This window comes from Candidatus Sulfotelmatobacter sp., assembly GCA_035504415.1.
Lineage (GTDB): Bacteria > Vulcanimicrobiota > Vulcanimicrobiia > Vulcanimicrobiales > Vulcanimicrobiaceae > Vulcanimicrobium.
On sequence record DATJRY010000017.1, the window covers coordinates 169,795 to 189,430 of the forward strand.

Sequence of the window (19,636 nt, forward strand, 5' to 3'; positions counted from 1 at the left end):
CCGAACCTCCGATCATCGTAGAACCTTGGTAAGAACTGTCACTAGAAACGATGACCACCTCCTCTGGGTCCGCTCGTTAGCCTTCGTTCGTCTCTCGTCTGAAGGAGCCGCGGACGTCGTGTGACCACCGCATTCAGCGGCGGACGGGGTGATACCCTTCCAGCTCGAGGATTCGCGCTTTTACCTCGACGCCGTACGCGTACTGATGCAACGCGCCGCTGGCGTCGACGACGCGGTGGCAGGGGTAGAGCAGCGGCACCGGGTTGCGCGCCATCGCGCGTCCGACCGCCCGCGCCGCCGCCGGTTGTCCGATCGCCTCGGCGACCCAGCCGTAGGAGCGCACCTCGCCGGGCGGAATGGTCGCCGCCGCGCGCAGGGCCGACTGCTCGAACGCGGTCAGCTCGCTGATATCGACCTTGGCGAGATCGGGGCGGTGGGTGCGGAAGAAGACGTCGACCGTGTCGCGCACCCACTGCGGTGCTTGCGAGGGGACGACCGCGCGGCCCAGGCGACGCTGCAGCCGGGTCAGCACCGCTTCCTCGCCCTCGCCGCGATCCATCGCGATCGCCGTGATGCCGGAGTGCCGGAACGCCACGAACAGCGTGCCGATCGGCGATTCGACCGTCGAGACGGAGTCCGGCGCGACGATCTTCACCGTCTGCTTGATGTGGTCGAGGATCTTAGGGACCATGCTGCCGGGCGGTTCGACCGGCGGCAAACAGGTCAGACAGTACGCGATGCCTTCGTTCTCGCGGTAGATCTCTTGGCAGACGGCGCAGCCGCGTAGGTGGGCCAGCACGTGCTCGCGGCGCGGCTCGACCCCCTCGCGCATCTCGTCCCAGAGCCGTTCGACGTCGGCACAGCGCATGGGGTTCACTCCTCTTCCTCGGTGACGGGACGATCGTTCGGAACGATGCGTCCGACTTGGGGTCCGAGGATCCGGCGAAGAATTCGCACGGCGCGGTGAACGTGTGATTTCACCGTGCCGATGGGCTGGTTGAGGATCTCGGCGATCTCGGGATGACTGCGTCCTTCGATGAAGCGCAGCGTCGCCGCCGCGCGCAGATGCATCGGAAGCTGCAGCAGCGCCTGCTCGACCAACACCATGTCGGCCGCGCGGTCGACGATCTGCTCGGGCTGATCGGGACCCTCTTGGGTCTCGTTGAGCAGCGCGTCGGGGTCGGCCAGCGCGTCGAGCGCGACGTTGGTCGGGCGCTTCGAACGCAGCCGGTTGCGGGTGACGTTCAAGGTGATCGTGTAGAGCCACGGCTGCAAGCGCAGCTCGGCCCGTTGCTGCGGGTCCATCTTCGCCAGCGCCCGATAGGCGCGCACGAAGGCGTCCTGCACGATCTCCTCGGCGTCCTCACGGTTGCCGGTCATGCGCAAGGCGAAGCCGTACAGCCGACGTTGATAGTCGTCGACGATCGACTCGAATGATTCGGGGCCGGGAACCGGGCGGTTCACGGTCGCCGGTGCGGTCACGCGGTAGCGGTCTCCGAAGATCGGTGCTGCGAGCGCACTCATCAGGGTCCAAGACCGGAGCCTGGGAGTGCCGGTTGCGGCTGTTCCTTACCCGCGACGCCACGCCCTCGGGAACCAAGGGCCTGGCAACGATTTCCTTAGGAGGCCCGTGGCGTGGGGGCGCGCGCCGCCTGCTGGGCGAGCGGTCGCAGCGAGCGTTGATACAGGATGGAGACCGGCGAGCGTTGGGCGTCGGCGTCGAGGTTGCCGGCGATCTCCAGCGTCGCGTCGAGCGCGATCAAGAGCGCCGTGTCATACGCATAGTACGCGGTGCCGCTCATGTGGATGTGGCCGGCCAGCGCCAATTGCGGGTGGTCGGGCAGCGACCCATGGAGCGGACCGGTCGCTTCGAACGCGATTCCCATCGCGCGCACCCCGCCGACGGTCGCGTCGGGGACGCGGCGCAGCGTGCCGCGCAGCGGCGCGCCGGTGATCGGCGAGGGAAATTCGAACGGAACCGGGCGCTTGACGTGACCCAGATCACGCAGGGTCGGCGCGTCGAGCTGGACCGCGAACGGTTGATCGAGCACGGTCAGATAGTCGGGATCGTTCGTTTGTCCGTCTTCCATCTGGCCGGACGGCAGCAGCGTCGAGGTGTACGACGCGGTCGCATGCTGATCGGCGCCGTCCGTTCGCTTGTCGTACTCGACGCGCGCGACGTACTGGGTCTGCGTACCCGTGCGCGTGATCACGAGTTGCTGGACCCCCGTGTACTGGGTTTGGGTCCGTTCGTCGTGCCCGCCCAGCTGGAAGACGTCCTTTCCGCTGACCGCATAAGCTTGGTCCGCGCTTGCTATGGCGGCATTTCCCGCCATGGCGAGCAGAAACGCGAACGAGCCGGCGCATGCGGCGCGGCGGCGGAAAGTCATCGGGTTCCTCGGACGGACGGGCAGGTGTTTTACGTTCCCAGATTATGGTACTACGGAAACGTGCCGATATGTACGGTGAGTTGCTCAGACGGAATCTAGGTCGACTCCTCGCCGTAGCCGTCGCGCTGGCCGTAGGTACGAGCGCGATGCCCGCGCGTGCGGTCGGCGGTCTGACCCTGAGCCCGAGCCTCAACGCGAAGCTCGATCGGCTCTATCTGACCGCCTACGACGAGACGATCCAGCGGCACGCGACCCTGACGCGGGACGGGACGACCTACGTCTCGACCGGCGACATCGACTCGGAGTGGCTGCGCGACGCCAGCGCGATCGTCAAACCGTACATCGGGCTCTCGCAACACGACAACGGCGTCCAAGCGACCCTGCGCGGCGTGGTGGCGCGCCAGGCCAAGTACATCCTGATCGACCCCTACGCCAACGCCTTCTCGCGCAACTACAAGGTCACCGAGCGCAAGTTCGAGGTCGACTCGCTGCTCTACCCGATCTGGTTCGCCTACGACTACTACCGGCAGACCGGAGACCGGAGCATCTTCACGCCCACCGTCCGAGCCGCGTTCGAGAAAGTGCTGGCGACCCTGCGGGTCGAGCAGCACCACCCGCAGCGGTCGCACTACACGAACCCGCAGCTCGCCAACGGCGGGCACGGGAGTCCGGTGCGCTACACCGGGATGGTGTGGACGGCGTTCCGCCCCTCGGACGACCCGGTGCGCTACCACTTCAACATCCCGGTCAACATGTTCGCCGTGGTCGTCATGCGCGATCTGACCGACCTCGCGCGCGACGTCTGGCACGACAACCGCATGGCGGAGAACGCCTGGGGTCTCTCGGTCGAGATCCAGCGCGGCATCGAGCAGTACGGGACGCTCGACCTCAAGCCGTTCGGCCGCATCTACGCGTACGAAGTCGACGGGCGCGGTCATGCCAACGTGATGGACGACGCGAACATCCCCTCGCTGCTCTCGATCCCGTACTTCGGCTACCTGCCCAAGACGAACTCGCTGTACCTGGCGACGCGCAAGTTCGCGCTCTCGGATCGCAACCCGTACTACTTCAGCGGCCGCTACGCGCAGGGCGAGGGCAGTCCGCACACCCCGCACGGCTACGTGTGGCCGCTCGCGCTGTGCGTCGAGGCGCTGACGGCGACCGACGAGGCCGAGGTCGGCCGCGTCTTCGGCTACATCGCCGCGTCCGACGTCGGCGACCACCGCTTGCACGAGTCGTTCAACGCCAACTGGCCCGAAGCGTACACGCGCGAAGACTTCGCGTGGCCCAACGCGCTGTACGCGGAACTGGTGCTGACCCGCCGCGGCGAGCTCTACGCGCAGTCGCCTTAGCGAGAGAGGCGGCCGGCGCGGCGGGCGAAGTCGAGCGCGAACGCCGTCTGTACCGCGGTCAGCGGCGCCAGCGTGAGCGCTTCGATCGGCGCGTTGCACCAGAAGTAGGCGTGCGAGATCGTCGGCACCTTGGGGCCGAGCGCGTCGATGAGCACGATGGCGAGCAGTGAAGGCGCGACCGCGAGCAGCGCGAGCAGCGCCAAGCGCGGCAGGTTCGCCGCCTGGAGGCTGAAGCCGGCGGCGCGGACGAAGCTGGAGAGCGCGGCGAAGGCACCCCGCTCGCCGCTGAGCGCCGCCATCGGCGGCGCCAAGCCGAGCACGCCCCACAAGAACCACACGAACGGCGCCAGCGCCAGCGCGAACGGATCGAGCGGACCGGTCAGCGCGCCGGCGACTTCAGTGTTGTCCAGTACGAACTGCAAGAGGATCGCCGCGACCGCGACGCGTCCGAAACGCAGCGCCGCGCCGCGCGCGAGCGCGCCGGTCTCGGCCCGCTCGCCGGCGACGCGGCTGCCGACGTCGAGCGCGACGACGGCGATCGCGTACGCGCTGATCAGCACCGTCGCCCACTCGACGAACTCGGTGCGCCATTCGAACGCGGTCATGTCGCGCGCCGGCATCAGATACTCGATCGCCGCGGTCGCGCCGATCATCACCAGCGCCAGCGCGAGGTAGAGCCAGAAGCGGGTGACGACGCTCTCCAAGGCGAGGTCCACCAACCCGCCGATGGTCGACGGGAGGCGCTCGCCGTCTCCGGCCGCGTTCACGCGGCCAGTGCGCGTCGGAGGAAGAAACGCAGAGCGACGGTACCCGAGCACACCGCGACGTCGTCGGGGTCCGTGTACGTACGGCCGTCGATCTCGACGATGAACGTACGGTCGCGCAGCCCCGCCAACGTCGAGGCGATCACGCGCGCACGCTTGTCCGCCGGTGCGCGCGGCCCCAGCGCTTCGACGACGGCCGCGGCGAGCAAGTCGCCGACGCGTAGCGGCGTGGCCAGCGCGAATGCGGCCGATGCGGTGCACGAGACGGTCGTTACGTCGATGGGAACAGCGACCCGGAGCATACTCGAGGGTGATGATTCCCGCAAGGGCAGGGGGCTTCCCGGTGTATCCGCGGAACTCGGCGGCGATGCCGGAACCGCCCCGTCGCCGCCGTTCGCCGTCGTCGCCGCCGCGTCGCTCCACGTCGCGCGAAGGCGGCGGACTCCTGCCGACGATCGCGCTCGGCATCGGCGTCGTCGTCGCCGGACTCGGCATCGGTGCCTTTCTCTCCGCGCTGCAGAGCAAGAACGGCGGCGGTCCCGCGCCGAGCCCGACCGGCGCGTTCCCGATCGTGACGCCGGTCGCGCAGGCGACGCGCGGACCGGTTGCGACGGCGACCCTCGTCGCGCGCGCGACGGCGACGCCGACGCTCGCGCCTACCGCCACGCCCGCGGCGACCAACACGCCCGCGGCGACGGCGACGCCGGCGGCGAGCGCGACCCCGCACGCGAACGCGACGCCGGCGGCGCTGGCCAAGGCGGCGACCGCCGCGCCGACCCCGCACGCCACCGCCGCATCCACCGCCGCGCCGCCCGCGACGCCGCACCGCCTCGCCGCGGCGCCGCGCGCGGTGCCGACCGACGTCGTCATCACGCCGGCGCCGCGCGTCGAGCCCACGCTGCCGACGTACGCGGAACGCGCGCCGACGGCGCGCCCGGTCGAGCGCACCGCCGACACCTTCGCCGCGCAGGCGCAGGGCACGGTCCGCCGGTACCTCGACGCGATCATCGGCGGGGACGAGAACGCCGCGTACGCCGCCTTCGGGGCGAGCCCGGGCGACCCGAACGTCGAGCTGACGGAACAAGCCTTTCTCGACTCGGGTGCGCGCATCACCTCGCTGCGCACGCGCCACGTCGACGCGCAAGGGGTGACGATCGAAGCGGAGCTGAGCACCGCGCGCGGCGCGTACGCCGCCACCTATCACGTCGTTCGCGGCGCCAACGGACCGGTCATCGACCAGCACGACTACATCAAGATCTGATCGCCGCGAGGAGGAGCCCGCCGTGTCCACGATCCCCTCGACCATCGAAGGCCTGCTCTCGACCGGCGAGATCGTTCCGCCGCCGCCCGGCGTCGCGCACTGGTTCCACCTGCCGGATCAGGACGCGTACGTCGCGGACGGTCTGCGCGACACCGACGCGTACTGGCGCGCGGCGGCAAAGCGCATCGTCTGGGCGAGCGAGCCGACCAGCGTGTTCCACGGTCGCATCGACGACCAGCATTGGTTCGCCGACGGGCGGCTCAACGCGACCGTGTCGTGCTTGGACGAGCCCGCGCGCACGCATCCCGACGCGGTCGCGTACGAGTATTTGTGCGAGACGGGCGAAGCGCGGCGCGTCACCTACGCCGCGCTGCTGGCGCAGGTCAACCGTCTGGCCAACGCGCTGCGAGCCGACGGCGTGCGCTCCGGCGATCGCGTCTGCATCTACATGCCGCTGACGGTCGAGGGGATCGTCGCGATGCTGGCCTGCGCGCGCATCGGCGCGATCCACTCGGTGATCTACGCGGGCTTGGGCTCAGGCGCGCTGCGCGACCGGATCCTGGACGCCGGGGCGAAGGTGCTGTTCGTCGGCGACGTCACCTACCGCCGCGGCAAGACCGTCGACCTCAAGCAGATCGCCGACGTCGCGGTGGCGGAGCTGCCGCAGGTCGAGCGCATCGTCGTCCATCGCCGCGGCGGGCCGGGCGGCACGCGCGATCGGCGCGAGATCGAGTGGGACGCCTTCCTCGCCGGCCACCCCCAGACCGCCGAGCCGGAGATCGTCGACGCCGAGCACCCGCTGTTCATCCTCTACACCAGCGGCACGACCGGCAAGCCGAAGGGCGTGGTGATGAACCACGGCGGCTATTTGGTCGGCGCCGCGACGCTGCTGGCCCAGACCACCGGCATCACGCCGCAGGACGTCTACTGGTGCACCAGCGACATCGGCTGGATCGTCGGCCACACGATGATGGTGTACGGCGCGCTGACCAACCGCTACCGCTGCGTGCTGCGCGAAGGCGCACCCGACTATCCGGCGAGCGACGCCGTCTACGCGACGATGGCGCAGCTCGGCGTGACCAAGCTCTACACCGCGCCGACGCTGGCGCGCATGCTGCTGCGCCAAGGCGCCGAGCTGGCCGAGCGGCACGACCTCTCCAAGCTCGAGGCGATCTGGTGCGCCGGCGAGCCGCTCAACCCCGAGGCGTGGCGGTTTCTGTACGAGGTCATCGGCAAGCGGCGCGTCGCCGTGCTCAACCAGTGGTGGCAGACCGAAGTCGCCGCGCCGGCCTGCGGCTTCTTCCCGACCACGCCGGTGCGGCCGGATCGCAGCGGCAAGGCGCTGGGACCGATCGCGTTCTCGATCCGCGACGGCAACGGCGCGCCGATCCCGCCCGGCGGTAGCGGCGGCCTCTTGGTGATCGAGAACCCGCTCCCGCACATGTTCGCCACCGTATGGGGCGACCGCGAGCGCCACGCACAGTATTTCCGCTGGGGCACGTAGGTCGCGGGGGACGTCGCGACGTGCGACGCCGAGGGTTTCCTCGCCATCCTGGGCCGCGCCGATGACGTCCTCAACGTCGCCGCGCACCGCATCGCGACGGCCGACGTCGAGAGCGCGCTGGTCTCGCACCCCGCCTGCGGCGAAGCCGGCGTGTGCGGGGTCCCGGACGACCTCAAGGGGGAAGCGATCGTCGCCTACGTCGTGCTGCGCGGCGGTTACAGCGCTTCGGACGAGCTGGCCGCGCAGCTGGTCGCGCACGTGCGCACCGAGCTGGGCGCGATCGCGACCCCGTCCGCCATCCGCTTCACCGCCAAGCTCCCCAAGACGCGCAGCGGCAAGATCATGCGCCGCCTGCTCAAAGCCCAAGAGACGGGCCAAGAGCTGGGCGACGTCACCACCCTCGAAGAGTAACGGCTAGCGGAAGACTTCGCCGATGACGCGGCCGACGTCGGCGATCGCGGCGTCACGGCGGTCGCCGTCGATCGCCGTCGCGCCGGTCAGGTAGACGGCGACCAGGAGCGGCTTGCGGCCGACGGGGCGCACGATGCCGATGTCGTTCGCCGTACCGTTCTCGCCGGTGCCGGTCTTGTCACCGACGGCCCAACCGCGCGGGAGGCCGGCGCGCAGGCGCGCGGCGCTGGTCTTGCAGGCGTCCATCCAGCCCTGTAGCCGGAGCTGTGCGGGGCGCAGCAGCGCGTTGCCGATCAGCACGTCTCGCAGGTCGGCCGCCATGGCCGCGGGCGTCGTCGTGTCGCGGGGATCGCCGGGGATCGCGGTGTTGAGGCTGGTTTCCGTGCGATCCAGCCGGGTGACCCGATCGCCCAGCGCGCGGGCGAAACGCGTGACCCCTTCGGGACCGCCCAGGCTCGCCAGCAAGAGGTTCGCGGCGGTGTTGTCGCTGTACTCGATCGCCGCGGCGCACAGCGCTTCGACCGTCATGCCGCCCTCGTGAACGTGCTCGCGGGTGACGGGAGCGTACGCGAGCAGGTCGGCTTGCGTGTACGGGATGCGGCGGTCGAGCTGCTCCTCGCGCGACTCCACGCGGCGTAGCACCGCGGCGACGGCGAGCGCCTTGAACGTGCTGCACATCGGGAAACGCTCGTGCGCGCGGTAGGCCAGCGTGTGGCCTGTCCCGGTGTCCGATACGGCGACGCCGAGGCGACCGCCGGTGCGCAGCTCGATCGTCGCCAGGCGCCGTTCGGCGGCGTCGGCTGCCGGCGCGCGCGTCGGCACGGCGAGCAGCGCCGGCGCGGCCAGCGTCGCGGCTGCGCTCGTGAGCAGGGTGCGGCGGTTCATCCGGGTTTCTCGTCCTGCTCGTGCTGTTCGTGCGCGTGGCGCACGGTCCCCTCGACGTTCCGCCGCGCTTGGCGCAAGAGCGGATCGTCCCCGATGTCCTCGTCGAGCGCCGGATCGAGCCCGAGGTCGTGGATCATCTCTTTGGAAGGGTCGTCGTCGGAGTACATGACGTCTTCGAGTCTAGACGTGGAGGTAACGGCGGCGCAAGTCCGCGTTCTCACGAATCTGCTCGGGCGTCCCTTCGAACTTGATCTCGCCCTGGTCGATGATGTAGCAGCGGTCGGCGACGGCCAGCGCGCTGAACAGGTTCTGCTCGACCAGCAGCGTGGTGATCCCGGAGGCCTTGATCTCACGGATCACGTTCTCGACCTCGCGGACGATCAGCGGGGCGAGGCCTTCGGTGGGCTCGTCGAGCAGCAGAACGTGGACGTCTTGCACCAACGCGCGCGCGATGGCGAGCATCTGCTTCTCGCCGCCGGAGATCTCATCGCCCTTGTGCGTGAGCCGCTCGCGCAGACGGGGGAACTTCTCGTAGACGTGGTCGAGCGTCCAGCCCGGCTTGCGGGCGGTGACCTGCGCCAGCTTGAGATTCTCGGCGACGGTCAGGTTGGTGAAGATGCGCCGCTCCTCGGGGACCAGTGAGACGCCCATCCGCGCGATCGTCATCATGTCGCGCCCGACCAGCTCCTGGCCGTCGAGCGTGATGCTGCCGGCCTGCGGCGTGAGCCAGCCGACGATCGACTTGAGGGTCGTGGTCTTGCCGACGCCGTTGCGGCCGAGCAGCGCGACGGTCTCGCCGGCGCCCACGTGCAGCGAGACCCCGCGCAGGACTTGGCTGTCGCCGTAATAGGTGTCGATCCCCTCGACGCGCAGGCGCGTTTGAACGGCGGTGGCGGTCATGCGTGCAGCTCCGCTTCGCTGTGGCCGCCCAGGTAGGCTTCCTGGACGGCGGCGTTCTCGCGGATCTCGGCCGGCGTCCCGGTCGCCAGCACGCGGCCCTGGTGCAGCACGGTGATCGAGTCGGAGATGCCCATGATCAGGTCCATGTCGTGCTCGATGATCAGCACCGTCATCTCGGTCGCCAGCTTGCGAATCAGCGCTTCGGTCTTGCGGGCCTCGTCGCGCGACATTCCGGCGATCGGCTCGTCGAGCAGCAGCATTCGCGGTTCGGTCGCTAGCGCGATGGCGATGTCGAGGCGCTTCTTGTCGCCGTGCGAGAGGTCGCCGCAGCGCAGCTCGCTCACGCGCTCGAGATCGAGCCGTGCGAGCGCGTTGCAGGCCAGCTCGTCGACGCGCCCCAGACGCGTCGAACGTCGCAGCAGCTGCGGCGCGAAGGCGCCTTGCACGTGCGCGAGCGCCGCCAAGCGCGCGTTCTGCAACACGCTCTGGTCGGGGTAGAGGTTGGCCGTCTGGAACGCCTTGGCGATCCCCAGGTGCACCCGATGATGTCCGGTCGTGCGCGTGACGTCGCGGTCCTCGAAGCAGATCGTCCCGGTCGTCACCGGCGTCGTGCCGGCGATCAGGTTGAAGAAGGTGGTCTTGCCGGCGCCGTTGGGGCCGATGACGGCGCGCAGCTCGCCGGGCGCGACCGAGAAATCGATGTCGGCGTTGGCCGCGAAGTGTCCGAACGACTTGCCCAAGCCGCTGGTCCGCAGGATCGGATCCATCACTTCACCCGCACCGAAGCCAACAGCGTCTTGCGTGCTCGGCTCCGCTTGAGGATCGTCCCGACGATGCCGTTGGGCAAGAACACGACGACCAGGACGAAGATCACCCCTTCGATCAGCTGCCAGTAGGAGACGACGCCCGAGAGCACGTTCTCGAGATACATGATGATCCCGGTCCCGATGACCGGGCCGAACAGCGTCTGGATGCCGCCGACGACGGCGTAGATGACGAACGATCCGCTGCGTTCGATACCCACCGAGTCGACCGAGACCGTCCCGTCGTAGAGCGCTTTGAGCGCGCCGGAGAACCCGGTGAGCGCCCCGGCGATCGCGACCGCCATCACCCGGTACGCGGCGGCGTTGAAGCCCACGAAGACGCTGCGCTCCTCGTTCTCGCGGATCGCGTCGAGCACTTCGCCGAATTGCGAGCGGGTCAGCGCGCGCACGAACCACAGCACCGCGAGCAGCATGACGGCGGCGAAGACGTACCACAGCTTGAGGTCGCCGAGGTTGCCGAACGGTCCCAGCGCGATCGCCGGGAGCGGCGTTTGCAGATCGACGTTCCAGGGTCCGAGCGCAAGCAGCGCGTTCGGAAACGATTGCAGGCCGTCGTCTCCGCCGGTCCACGAGCGCGCCTGTTCGACGATGAAGAACACCATCTGCGCGAACGCCAACGTCAGCAGAGCGAAGTAGATGCCGTACAGGCGAACGCTCAGCGCGCCGATCAGCGCCGCCAGCGCGGTCGTGACGATCGTCGCGCCCAGCACCGCCAGCCACAGGTTCGGATGGTCCGGCATCGTGTGGAGCAGCAGGATCGCCGCCAGATAGCCGCCGCCGCCGAAGAACATCGACTGGCCGTAGGAGAGCATGCCGGCGTACCCGAGCAGGACGTTGAACCCGATCGTCGCGATGCTCACGATCAGGATCTGCGTGGCCAGGCCCGCATACCCGCCGATCAGGTGCAGCGCGAACGGGAAGACGACCAGCCCCAGCGCCGTCAGCGCGAGGAAACGCAGGTCCGCGCCGAGCAAGCCGGTGCGCGGGGAGGCGACGGCGGGCGTCGCCTCGCTCGTGGTCGAGGTCATGACTGGCGAATGACCTCGCTCTCGCCGAGCAGTCCTTGCGGTCGCAGCAACAAGATCAGCGCCATACAGACGTAGATGACCACGTCGGCGGCGGGAGCGTAGTAGAGCGTGGTGACCGCCTGCAGCTCGCCGATCAGCAAGCCCCCGATGACGGCTCCCCAGAAGCTGCCCAGCCCGCCGACGACGACGACGACGAACGAGGGGACCAGGAAGCCGAAGCCGATCTCCGGGTCGAGGCTGTAGATGGGAGAGGCCGCCGCGCCGACCAAGCCCGCGATCGCGGCGCCGAGCGCGAAGACGATCGTCGAGGCGAGCCGCACGTTCCCGCCCAGCAACTGCACCATGATGCGGTCGCGCACGCCCGCGCGGACGATCAGCCCGTAGGTCGTGTATTGGATGAAGAGCCAGACCACCACCAGCATCACGATGACGCCGAGCGCGAACAGGAGCTGGTACGTCGGGTAGGTGATCGGCCCGATCGTGGTCGACGCCGACGCCAGCGCCGCCGGCATCGGGTACTGCACCGTCGTCCCGCCGAAGATGAGCCGCAGCGTCTCCTCGACGACGAGCGCGATGCCGAACGTCACCAGGATTTGCAGGGTCGGTCCCTTGTCGTAGAAGTGGCGCAGCACCACGCGGTCGAGGAAGACCGCGAAGATCGCCACCGCGATCGGCGCCGCCAAGAACGCGGGAATCAAACCGAAGTGCTGCGCGACCACCAGGCCGACGTACGCGCCGATCGCGTAGAAGGCTCCGTGCGCGAAGTTGACCAGCCGCAGCGTTCCGAAGACGATCGTGAGACCGACGGCGATCGCCACATAGATCAGGCCCCGTACCAATCCGTTGAGCAGTGCTTGGATGAGCGCTTCCACGTCTTACCTATGTTGAGATACGGAAACGGGTCGGCGTCCGTGCAGGCGCCGACCCGTGGGGAGCTTGGGGACCCGAAGGCTTATGCCGACTCCATCTTGCAGACCAGGCTCGAGAGCGGCGCGACGACGCTTTCACCGGGGTGGACTTCCAGCACCCGGCCGTAGCCGAACCCGTTCTCGGTGCGCTGCGCGACCGGCAGGCCCTCGACGACCAGGCACGAGTTGACGCCCTGGTGATCCTCCGGGCGGTACCATTCCACTTCCTTGGTGAACTGGAACTTGTTCCCTTCGAGCGCCGAGATGATCTTGGCCGGGTCGATCGAGCCCGTCTTCTCCGCGGCCCACTTGTAGATCAGGATGTCGGCGTAGGCGCACTCGCCGCCGTTCGAGGGCGGGAAGCCGTACTTCTTGGTGAACGCGTCGACGAAACGCTTCGCGCCCGGATATTTGTCGGCGTGGTACTTGTAGTAGAACGGCGCCGTCGAAGCGACGTTGTCGAAGTTCGCGCCGGCGCCCTTGGCCATGTACTCGTCGACGAGCGGGACGAGGATCTTGGCCGACTTGGTGAGGCCGAACTGCGCCGCCTGATTGACGCACTTGACCATGTCGCCACCGAACTGAATGATGCACAGCACGTCGGGCTTGGCGGCTTGCGCCTCGGCGAGACCGGACGAGAAGTCGGTCGTTCCCGGGAACGGCGTGAGCACGTTCTTGACGACCTTGGCGCCCTTCGGATTGATGACCGAGGTGATGTTGTCGAAGTTCGAGTGCCCCCACGCGTAGTCAGCCGTGATGAAGAACCACTTGCCGGTCCCGTACTTGCTGACCATCGTGCGCGCCAACGACTGCGCGCTCATGTAGGCGTCGTTGTAGCGCCGGAACGTGTGCTTGTGGCAGTTCTGATTCGTCGTCTCGTCGCCGTGCGTCAGCGTCGCCATGAAGATCGTCTTCTTCTCTTGGCATAGCGCGGAGACGGCCACGGCGACGCCGGTCGACGAGCCGCCGGTGATCATGATCGCGCCGTCGCGATCGATCATGCGTTCGGCGTTGTCGCGCGCTACGGCGGGCTTGGACTGGGTGTCGCCGCTGACGGCGCGGACCGGCATGCCGAGGATGCCGCCCTTCGCGTTCACTTCTTCGATGGCGAGGTTGTAGGCGCGGATCTGGTCGGCGCCTTGGTCGGAGTAGGGCCCGGTCAGCGGAACGTTGAGGCCGACGACGATTTCCTTGGTCGGTGCGGCGATGACGTACGGGGCGCTGCCCAGCGTAATGGCGGCTGCGCCGGCGGTGCCGGCGACGAAACGACCGCGCGACAGAGTGTTCTTCACGGGCTCGACTCCTTTAAGTGGACGGCCGGATAAGGACTTGGCAGCCGCTTTAGCTGGGAACGAGGAAACGTTCCTGCGTCCGACCCACCCTCCGTTCGGAAGAAGTCTCGGCGAGGGGCGGCGAGAACGCGAGGGCCAGCCCGTGGACGCGGGCCAGGGGGACGGATGGAGTGGTTCGGCGAGCCGCCGCGCACGGCGCTGGTGACCGGCGGCGCCGGCGGAATCGGCCGGGCGACGTGCGAGCTGCTGGCCGAGGCCGGTTACCGGGTCGCCGTCGCCGACCGCGACGTCGAGGCCGCGCGAGCGCTGGCATACCAGATCGACGGCCACGCGTTCGCCGTCGACGTCGCCGACGAGACCTCCGTGACGCGCTGCTTCGACGAGGTGCTGGCCGCGTTCGCGGGCAGCCTCGACGCGCTGGCGACCCCGGCCGGCATCGTCGACACGACACCGTTCCTCGAGCTCGACCCGGCCACGTTCCGGCGTCTCCACGACGTGAACGTGATCGGAACGTTCCTTTGCATCCAAGCGGCGGCGCGGCGGATGCGGCCCGGCGGGCGGATCTGCACCGTGGCCAGCGTCGCCGGAAAGCGCGGCGGCGGGCTGTCGGGGACGGCGGCCTATGCCGCCAGCAAGGGTGCGGTCCTGGCGCTCACGCGCAACGCGGCCCGCGCGCTGGCGCCGCTGGGCATCGCCGTCAACTGCGTCGCGCCCGGGCCGGCCGACACGGCGATGCTGCGCGAGGTCTTCGCCGACCCCGCTCACCGCGCGCGCATCGAGGGCTCGACGTTGCTCGAACGGGTCGGGGAGCCGCGGGAGATCGCCGAGGCGATCGTGTGGCTCCTCTCGCCGCGCGCCGCGTTCGTGCTGGGTGAGACGCTGACCGTCGACGGCGGACTGATGCTGGACTGACGCCGAAAAGGGTGCCGATGCCGATGCCGACCGATAGGATCTCCCGCGGCCGTTTCGCCGCCGCCGGCGCAGCCGCGCTGGCGAGCGTCGCGTTCGCGCGCACGCCGGCCCGCGCCGCGCAGTGGACGTACAAGTACGCCAGCAATCTGCCGATCGAGCATCCGCTCAACGTGCGGATGCGCCAATGCTGGGATGCGGTGCGCGCGCAGACCGCCGGCCGGCTCGACGTGCAGCTCTTCCCGAACAACCAGCTGGGCGGCGACACGGCGGTCCTGCAACAGCTGCGGTCCGGCGCGGTCCAGTTCTTCACGCTGGACGGCGGCATCTTGCAGGGGGTCGTTCCGATCGCGGCGATCCAGGCGATCGGCTTCGCGTTCCGCGACTCGAACGAAGCGTTTCGCGCGATGGACGGCGCGCTCGGCGACGACGTGCGCGATCAGATTCGGGCCGCCGGCCTGTACGTGCATCCCAAGATGTGGGAGAACGGGATGCGCCAGATCACCGCGTCGAACCGCCCGATTCGCAGCGCCGCGGATCTGGCCGGCTTCAAGATCCGTACGCCGGCCGGCGAGCTGTGGGTCGATCTGTTCCGTTCCCTCGGCGCCGCGCCGGGGCCGTTGAACTTCAGCGAAGTCTACACCGCGCTGCAAACCAAGGTCTTCGACGGTCAGGAGAACCCGTTCGCGATCGTCGAGACGGCGCGTCTGTTCGAAGTGCAGAAGTACTTGAGCGTCAGCAACCACATGTGGTCGGCCTATCATCTGCTCGGCAACCAAGACGCGTGGAACGCGTTGCCGCGCGACGTGCAGACGATCGTCGAGCGTTCCCTGACGCGTTTCGCGCTGCTGCAGCGCGGCGATACCGCGCGCCTCAACGACGCGCTGGCCGACAAGCTGGCGCGCCAGGGCATGACGATACTCCGCCCCGATACCGGCAGCTTTCGCGCCAAGCTCGCCGCCTCGGGGTTCTACGGCAAATGGAAGACCCGCTTCGGCGATCGGGCGTGGGACCTGCTGGAGAAGACCTCGGGGCGGTTGGGCTGAGTCAGCGCCGTCCCTCGCCGGGGCTGGTGCCGAAGGCGGCCTTCCACGCACGGCGCAGGTGGCGTGCGTCCTCGAGACCGCAGCGCTGCGCGACCTCTTCGATGGTGAGGCGGCGGTTGGGGAGCAGCGTGCGCGCGTGCTCGAGCCTGATGCGCATGTGATACTGTCCGACCGTCATGCCGGTCGCGGCGCGGAAGGTGCGGCTGAGGTGGCGGCGGCTGAGCCGTGCGATCTCGGCCAGCTCGTCGAGCGTGTGGCGCTCGGCCGGGTGGTTGACGATCCGGTCCTGCACCAAGTGCACGGCCGCGTCGAGGTGGTCGCGCCGGTCCAGGAACGAGTTCAACTGCGCGTCGGCGCCGGGGCGCCGCACGTGGACGACCATCTCGCGCGCCACCGTCGCGGCGACGCGCGGCCCGGCGTGCGCTTCGACCAGCGCCAGCGCCATGTCGACGCCGGAGGCGATCCCCGCGCTGCTGACGATCGGGCCGTCCTGCACGTACAGGCGATCCGAGAGGACGCGTGCCTTCGGAAAGCGGCGTTGCAGCTCGTCGACGTGTTTCCAGTGCGTCGTGCATTCGCGTCCGTCGAGCAGCCCCGCGCGAGCGAGCAAGAATGCGCCGACGCAGACCGAAGCGATCGTCGCGCCGGCCGCGTGAGCGGCCTTCACCCACGCGACCAGCGCCGGCTGGTCGGGCGTGCCGCGCCGACCCGCTTCGCGCAGCAGCCGAGAACCGGGCACGACGATGAGGTCGCCCCGCGCGGCGCGCGGCAGACGCTGCAGCTCGGCGAGCGCGACGCCCTGTTCGCTGGCGACGGAGCGCGCGGTGCCGGCGAAGACGATCTCGTAGCCCGCGCCCAGCGCGTTCGCTTCGTGGAAGACCTGTACGGGGCCGGCGAGGTCGAACAGCTCGACGCTCTCGCCGATCAGGAAGACGACGCGCATGTGCGCATGTTAGGCGACTTCGGCGAGGATGTCATCCACGCTCGCGATGCGCGCGAAGCGCCGCCGCAGCGCGAACTCGGTGCGCTCGACCACCGCCTCGACCGGCAGCTCACCCTCGCGCCGGCCCGGCACCAGCGGGATCGGGAACGTCAGGGTCGCCTCGGAGACGAAGTCGACGTCGTAGCCGAGGTCGCCGCCCAGCCGCGCCGTCGTCTCGCAGCACTGCTCGGTTTGGATGCCGGTGACGATCAAGCGCCGGATCCCGCGCTGCGTGAGCAGCTGCTGCAGGCGGGTGCTGGTGAAGCAGTTGCGGGTCGTCTTGTGGAGCAGCGTCTCGCCGGGCAGCGGCTGCACGAAGTCCATCAGCCGGTAGGCCGGGCTGTCGGTCTGGAAGTGCTCGTCTTCGTCGCTGTGCAGGAAGAAGATCACCGGCAGGTGTGCGGCGCGGTAGGCGGCCAGCAGGCGTCGCAGGTTGTCCTCGAAGCGCGGGTTGCCGCGCTGTGCCCAGCGCGCGCCGGCTTTGAACGAGTCTTGCACGTCGATGACCAGCAGGGCCGAGGAAGCGATGGGAGCGGGCGGTGTATGCGGCATGCGACTATTGTCGCGGGCCCGCGGCGCATGCGGAAGACCGCCGCGAGACCGGCAGCGGACATTTCGGGCCACGTCCGGAACTCGGTGGGATCGTGACCCTGCGCCCGTTCCTTCCGCTCGCGGTGGCGCTGCTGGCGGCGTGTTCGCCCCACGTACCGCGCCTGCAGATGCCGTTGACCGTTCACGCCGACTGCGAAAACCGCGCGGTCAAGCAGACGGCGATCGAGTCGATCGTCGCCTCGACCGACGACCGGATCCGCAACGAGCCCTATCCGGGCGACGCGGCGTTGGACAAGACGATTCACGCGGTCGGCGGCGGGTTCGCGTACTGGCCGAGCCAGCCGCTGCGCTTGCCGAACACCGCGCGCGCGCTGGGTCTCGACGGCGACTACGTGACGATGACGCGCGTCGTCGTCACGAATCAGGTCGAGAACGGCTCGCGACCGATCTGGCTGACGCTCGAGACGCCGCACGGCCCGAAGGTCGTGCTCGAACGCGCCTACGACATCCAGAACGTCTGCATCGAAGGCGCCCGCGACCTCTAACGACGGGTCCGCCGCAGCGCGGGGCCGACCAGCATCTCGAGCAGCAACGCGGCGATCAAGATGCCGGTCTCGGCCACCGTGAAGGTGCGGCGGTCGGGCATCACCGGGCCGACGGCGAGCGCGGCGAGCCAGATCAGTGCCAGCCCGCACACGAATCGAATCGCACCGGCGGCGATCCCGCGCCGCGTACCGAGTGCCCTGCGCACGTCGGCGAACAGCGTGAGCGGAGGACGCGTCCCGACGTCCCACACGATGAACGCCCCCGCGTTGAGGACGACCGCGAACGCGACGCGGATGGCGAGCACCGAAAACAGGAGCACGCCCGTTTGCTCCGCGCGCGGCACGCGCGCATCCTGCCGGCCTCGCAGGGAGGCCCAAGCCCACCGTCCTACCCCTGCGCCATGAGCGAGAGCACCGGACTCCCCGAACGCGTACGGTGTTGCATCGCCGGCGGCGGGCCGGCCGGGATGATGTTGGGCTTCTTGCTCGCGCGCGCCGGCATCGAGGTGCTCGTGCTCGAGAAGCACGCCGACTTCTTCCGCGACTTCCGCGGCGACACGATCCACCCGTCGACGCTGACACTGATGCAGGAGCTCGGCCTGCTCGACCAGTTCCTGGCGACGCCGCACGACGAGATTCGCGAGTTGACCGCGCACGTCGGCAGCTCGGCGCTGCGCATGGTCGACGTGCGCCACGTGCCGGGCCCCTGCAAGTTCATCGCCTTCATGCCGCAGTGGGACTTCTTGAACTTCCTCGCCTCGCAGGCGAAGCGGTATCCGGCCTTCCGGCTGGCGATGCAGGCCGAGGCGACGGACGTCGTCTATTACGGCGACCACGTCGCGGGCGTGCGCGTGCGCACGAAGGACGGCGAGCACGTCGTGCACGCCGACCTGGTCGTCGCGGCCGACGGACGCTCGTCGACGCTGCGCGAGCGGGCGCGCTTCGTCGTCGAGGACGTCGGGGCGCCGATCGACGTGCTCTGGATGCGGCTCTCGCGGAACGACGGCGATCCGGGGGCGGATTTCGGGAACATCGGGCCGGGCGGCTTCCTGGTCGCGATTCCGCGCAGCGGCTACTATCAGTGCGCGTTCGTGATCAAGAAGGGCGCGTTCGACGAAATCAAGGCGCGCGGACTGCCGGCCTTTCGCGACGACGTCGCGCGGCTCGCGCCGTTCCTCGCCGATCGCGTCGACGAGCTGAAGGACTGGGATCAGGTCCAGCTGCTGACTGTTACCGTCGACCGTTTGCGCGATTGGGCGAAGCCCGGGCTCCTGTGCATCGGGGACGCGGCGCACGCGATGTCGCCGGTCGGCGGCGTCGGGATCAACCTGGCGATTCAGGACGCCGTCGCCGCCGCCAACCTGCTCTGGCGACCGCTGCGCAACGGTGCGCCGACCATCGATCAGCTGCGCGCGGTGCAACGCCGCCGCGAGTGGCCGACCAAGGCGACGCAAGCGCTGCAGGTGTTCATCCAGAACATGGTGCTCAAGCCCACGCTGCAAACGACCTCGCTGCCGCGCGCGCCGCTGCCGGTGCGCCTGTTCGCGTCGATCCCGCTCTTGCGGCGCATCCCGGCCTACATCGTCGGGATCGGTTTCCGCGCCGAGCACGTCCACTCGCCGGCGGCGCCGGCGCCCGTCTCAGCTGATTAGTGCTTCTCGTCCGGCCAGGAGGCGATTTCGCCCAGCGCCGCGCTCTTGAGGACCTTGAGTCCGAGCATCGCGCACTTCATCCGACTGGGGCTGATGCCGATGCCGACGTTCTCGAGCACCGTCTCTTGCGAGAGCTTGGCGACCTCTTCGAGCGGCATCCCCTTGATCGACTCGGTCAGCATCGACGCCGACGCCTGCGAGATCGCGCAGCCGCGCCCGGAAAACTTCACGTCGGTCACCTTGCCGTCGTCACCAACGGCCAGTTCCATCGTGATCGTATCACCGCACAGCGGGTTCAAGTCTTCCGCCGTCGCGGTCGGTGATTCCAGGTGCCCGAAGTTCCGCGGATTGCGATAGTGGTCGAGAATATACTCTTTATAGAAATCGTCCATTTTAAAGGCGCTCCGCCCCTGGCTCCGCGCCCCCCACGA

Annotated in this window: 24 protein-coding genes; 8 read left to right on the forward strand and 16 right to left on the reverse strand. The window is 69.1% G+C overall.

Annotated features, from left to right (window positions below; translation table 11 throughout):
• Nucleotides 1–133: 133 nt before the first annotated feature.
• The 3 genes from VMD91_14465 to VMD91_14475 form a co-directional block, all read right to left on the reverse strand.
• On the reverse strand, nucleotides 134–868 hold the full coding sequence (locus tag VMD91_14465; protein ID HTW85270.1) for a methylated-DNA--[protein]-cysteine S-methyltransferase: 735 nt from the start codon (nucleotides 866–868) through the stop codon (nucleotides 134–136).
• 5 nt (nucleotides 869–873) lie between these two features.
• Entirely contained in the window at nucleotides 874–1,524 is a 651-nt protein-coding gene (locus tag VMD91_14470) for a sigma-70 family RNA polymerase sigma factor (protein HTW85271.1), read from the reverse strand.
• Between the two features lie 95 nt (nucleotides 1,525–1,619).
• Nucleotides 1,620–2,390: a hypothetical protein gene (locus VMD91_14475; protein HTW85272.1), complete on the reverse strand. Its 771-nt coding sequence runs from the start codon at nucleotides 2,388–2,390 to the stop codon at nucleotides 1,620–1,622.
• Between the two features lie 146 nt (nucleotides 2,391–2,536).
• On the opposite strand from VMD91_14475, the gene VMD91_14480 reads away from it, so the two are divergent.
• Entirely contained in the window at nucleotides 2,537–3,742 is a 1,206-nt protein-coding gene (locus VMD91_14480; GenBank protein ID HTW85273.1) for a glycoside hydrolase family 125 protein, read from the forward strand.
• On the opposite strand, the gene VMD91_14485 is transcribed toward VMD91_14480, so the two are convergent.
• Complete coding sequence (locus VMD91_14485; GenBank protein ID HTW85274.1) at nucleotides 3,739–4,509, reverse strand: hypothetical protein; 771 nt, start codon at nucleotides 4,507–4,509, stop codon at nucleotides 3,739–3,741. The two genes, VMD91_14480 and VMD91_14485, sit on opposite strands and share 4 nt — an antisense overlap.
• Nucleotides 4,506–4,808 carry a hypothetical protein gene (locus tag VMD91_14490; protein HTW85275.1) on the reverse strand — a complete coding sequence of 101 codons (303 nt, stop codon included), beginning with the start codon at nucleotides 4,806–4,808 and terminating at the stop codon, nucleotides 4,506–4,508. The genes VMD91_14485 and VMD91_14490 overlap by 4 nt, the downstream gene beginning before the upstream one ends.
• A gap of 65 nt (nucleotides 4,809–4,873) precedes the next feature.
• Here VMD91_14490 and VMD91_14495 point away from each other — a divergent pair, with 65 nt between their 5' ends.
• The 3 genes from VMD91_14495 to VMD91_14505 all read left to right on the forward strand — a co-directional run bounded on the left by VMD91_14495 (nucleotide 4,874) and on the right by VMD91_14505 (nucleotide 7,682).
• Nucleotides 4,874–5,767 (forward strand): hypothetical protein, encoded by an 894-nt coding sequence (locus VMD91_14495; GenBank protein HTW85276.1) that lies wholly within the window; start codon nucleotides 4,874–4,876, stop codon nucleotides 5,765–5,767.
• 22 nt (nucleotides 5,768–5,789) lie between these two features.
• Nucleotides 5,790–7,271, forward strand: a complete 1,482-nt coding sequence (locus tag VMD91_14500) for an AMP-binding protein (protein HTW85277.1) — start codon at nucleotides 5,790–5,792, stop codon at nucleotides 7,269–7,271.
• A 117-nt stretch (nucleotides 7,272–7,388) separates the two neighbouring features.
• On the forward strand, nucleotides 7,389–7,682 hold the full coding sequence (locus tag VMD91_14505) for a hypothetical protein (protein HTW85278.1): 294 nt from the start codon (nucleotides 7,389–7,391) through the stop codon (nucleotides 7,680–7,682).
• A gap of 3 nt (nucleotides 7,683–7,685) precedes the next feature.
• Here the strand turns inward: VMD91_14505 and bla are convergent, their stop codons facing one another.
• From bla to VMD91_14540, 7 genes are all read right to left on the reverse strand, one after another.
• Nucleotides 7,686–8,567: a class A beta-lactamase gene (bla, locus tag VMD91_14510; protein HTW85279.1), complete on the reverse strand. Its 882-nt coding sequence runs from the start codon at nucleotides 8,565–8,567 to the stop codon at nucleotides 7,686–7,688.
• Entirely contained in the window at nucleotides 8,564–8,734 is a 171-nt protein-coding gene (locus VMD91_14515) for a hypothetical protein (GenBank protein HTW85280.1), read from the reverse strand. Before VMD91_14515 ends, bla begins: the two co-directional genes overlap by 4 nt.
• A 13-nt stretch (nucleotides 8,735–8,747) precedes the next feature.
• Nucleotides 8,748–9,467: an ABC transporter ATP-binding protein gene (locus VMD91_14520; GenBank protein HTW85281.1), complete on the reverse strand. Its 720-nt coding sequence runs from the start codon at nucleotides 9,465–9,467 to the stop codon at nucleotides 8,748–8,750.
• Entirely contained in the window at nucleotides 9,464–10,234 is a 771-nt protein-coding gene (locus VMD91_14525; protein ID HTW85282.1) for an ABC transporter ATP-binding protein, read from the reverse strand. The genes VMD91_14520 and VMD91_14525 overlap by 4 nt, the downstream gene beginning before the upstream one ends.
• Nucleotides 10,234–11,319: a branched-chain amino acid ABC transporter permease gene (locus VMD91_14530; GenBank protein HTW85283.1), complete on the reverse strand. Its 1,086-nt coding sequence runs from the start codon at nucleotides 11,317–11,319 to the stop codon at nucleotides 10,234–10,236. The genes VMD91_14525 and VMD91_14530 overlap by 1 nt, the downstream gene beginning before the upstream one ends.
• A complete protein-coding gene (locus tag VMD91_14535) occupies nucleotides 11,316–12,191 on the reverse strand; it encodes a branched-chain amino acid ABC transporter permease (protein HTW85284.1) in 876 nt (291 codons plus the stop codon). The genes VMD91_14530 and VMD91_14535 overlap by 4 nt, the downstream gene beginning before the upstream one ends.
• An 80-nt stretch (nucleotides 12,192–12,271) precedes the next feature.
• On the reverse strand, nucleotides 12,272–13,519 hold the full coding sequence (locus VMD91_14540; protein HTW85285.1) for an ABC transporter substrate-binding protein: 1,248 nt from the start codon (nucleotides 13,517–13,519) through the stop codon (nucleotides 12,272–12,274).
• Nucleotides 13,520–13,684: 165 nt separating this feature from the next.
• On the opposite strand from VMD91_14540, the gene VMD91_14545 reads away from it, so the two are divergent.
• Together VMD91_14545 and VMD91_14550 are read left to right on the forward strand one after the other, a co-directional pair.
• Entirely contained in the window at nucleotides 13,685–14,431 is a 747-nt protein-coding gene (locus VMD91_14545; protein HTW85286.1) for an SDR family oxidoreductase, read from the forward strand.
• Between the two features lie 23 nt (nucleotides 14,432–14,454).
• Complete coding sequence (locus VMD91_14550) at nucleotides 14,455–15,474, forward strand: TRAP transporter substrate-binding protein (protein ID HTW85287.1); 1,020 nt, start codon at nucleotides 14,455–14,457, stop codon at nucleotides 15,472–15,474.
• Nucleotide 15,475: 1 nt separating this feature from the next.
• Here the strand turns inward: VMD91_14550 and VMD91_14555 are convergent, their stop codons facing one another.
• Together VMD91_14555 and VMD91_14560 are read right to left on the reverse strand one after the other, a co-directional pair.
• Nucleotides 15,476–16,417 carry a DJ-1/PfpI family protein gene (locus VMD91_14555; protein ID HTW85288.1) on the reverse strand — a complete coding sequence of 314 codons (942 nt, stop codon included), beginning with the start codon at nucleotides 16,415–16,417 and terminating at the stop codon, nucleotides 15,476–15,478.
• A gap of 9 nt (nucleotides 16,418–16,426) precedes the next feature.
• Nucleotides 16,427–17,008 carry an isochorismatase family protein gene (locus tag VMD91_14560; GenBank protein HTW85289.1) on the reverse strand — a complete coding sequence of 194 codons (582 nt, stop codon included), beginning with the start codon at nucleotides 17,006–17,008 and terminating at the stop codon, nucleotides 16,427–16,429.
• A gap of 92 nt (nucleotides 17,009–17,100) precedes the next feature.
• On the opposite strand from VMD91_14560, the gene VMD91_14565 reads away from it, so the two are divergent.
• Complete coding sequence (locus VMD91_14565; protein HTW85290.1) at nucleotides 17,101–17,553, forward strand: hypothetical protein; 453 nt, start codon at nucleotides 17,101–17,103, stop codon at nucleotides 17,551–17,553.
• Here VMD91_14565 and VMD91_14570 read toward each other — a convergent pair.
• Nucleotides 17,550–17,873: a hypothetical protein gene (locus VMD91_14570; protein ID HTW85291.1), complete on the reverse strand. Its 324-nt coding sequence runs from the start codon at nucleotides 17,871–17,873 to the stop codon at nucleotides 17,550–17,552. The two genes, VMD91_14565 and VMD91_14570, sit on opposite strands and share 4 nt — an antisense overlap.
• 81 nt (nucleotides 17,874–17,954) lie before the next feature.
• On the opposite strand from VMD91_14570, the gene VMD91_14575 reads away from it, so the two are divergent.
• A complete protein-coding gene (locus VMD91_14575) occupies nucleotides 17,955–19,205 on the forward strand; it encodes an FAD-dependent oxidoreductase (GenBank protein HTW85292.1) in 1,251 nt (416 codons plus the stop codon).
• On the opposite strand, the gene VMD91_14580 is transcribed toward VMD91_14575, so the two are convergent.
• Complete coding sequence (locus VMD91_14580) at nucleotides 19,202–19,597, reverse strand: SUF system NifU family Fe-S cluster assembly protein (protein ID HTW85293.1); 396 nt, start codon at nucleotides 19,595–19,597, stop codon at nucleotides 19,202–19,204. The genes VMD91_14575 and VMD91_14580 overlap by 4 nt on opposite strands.
• Nucleotides 19,598–19,636: the final 39 nt, after the last annotated feature.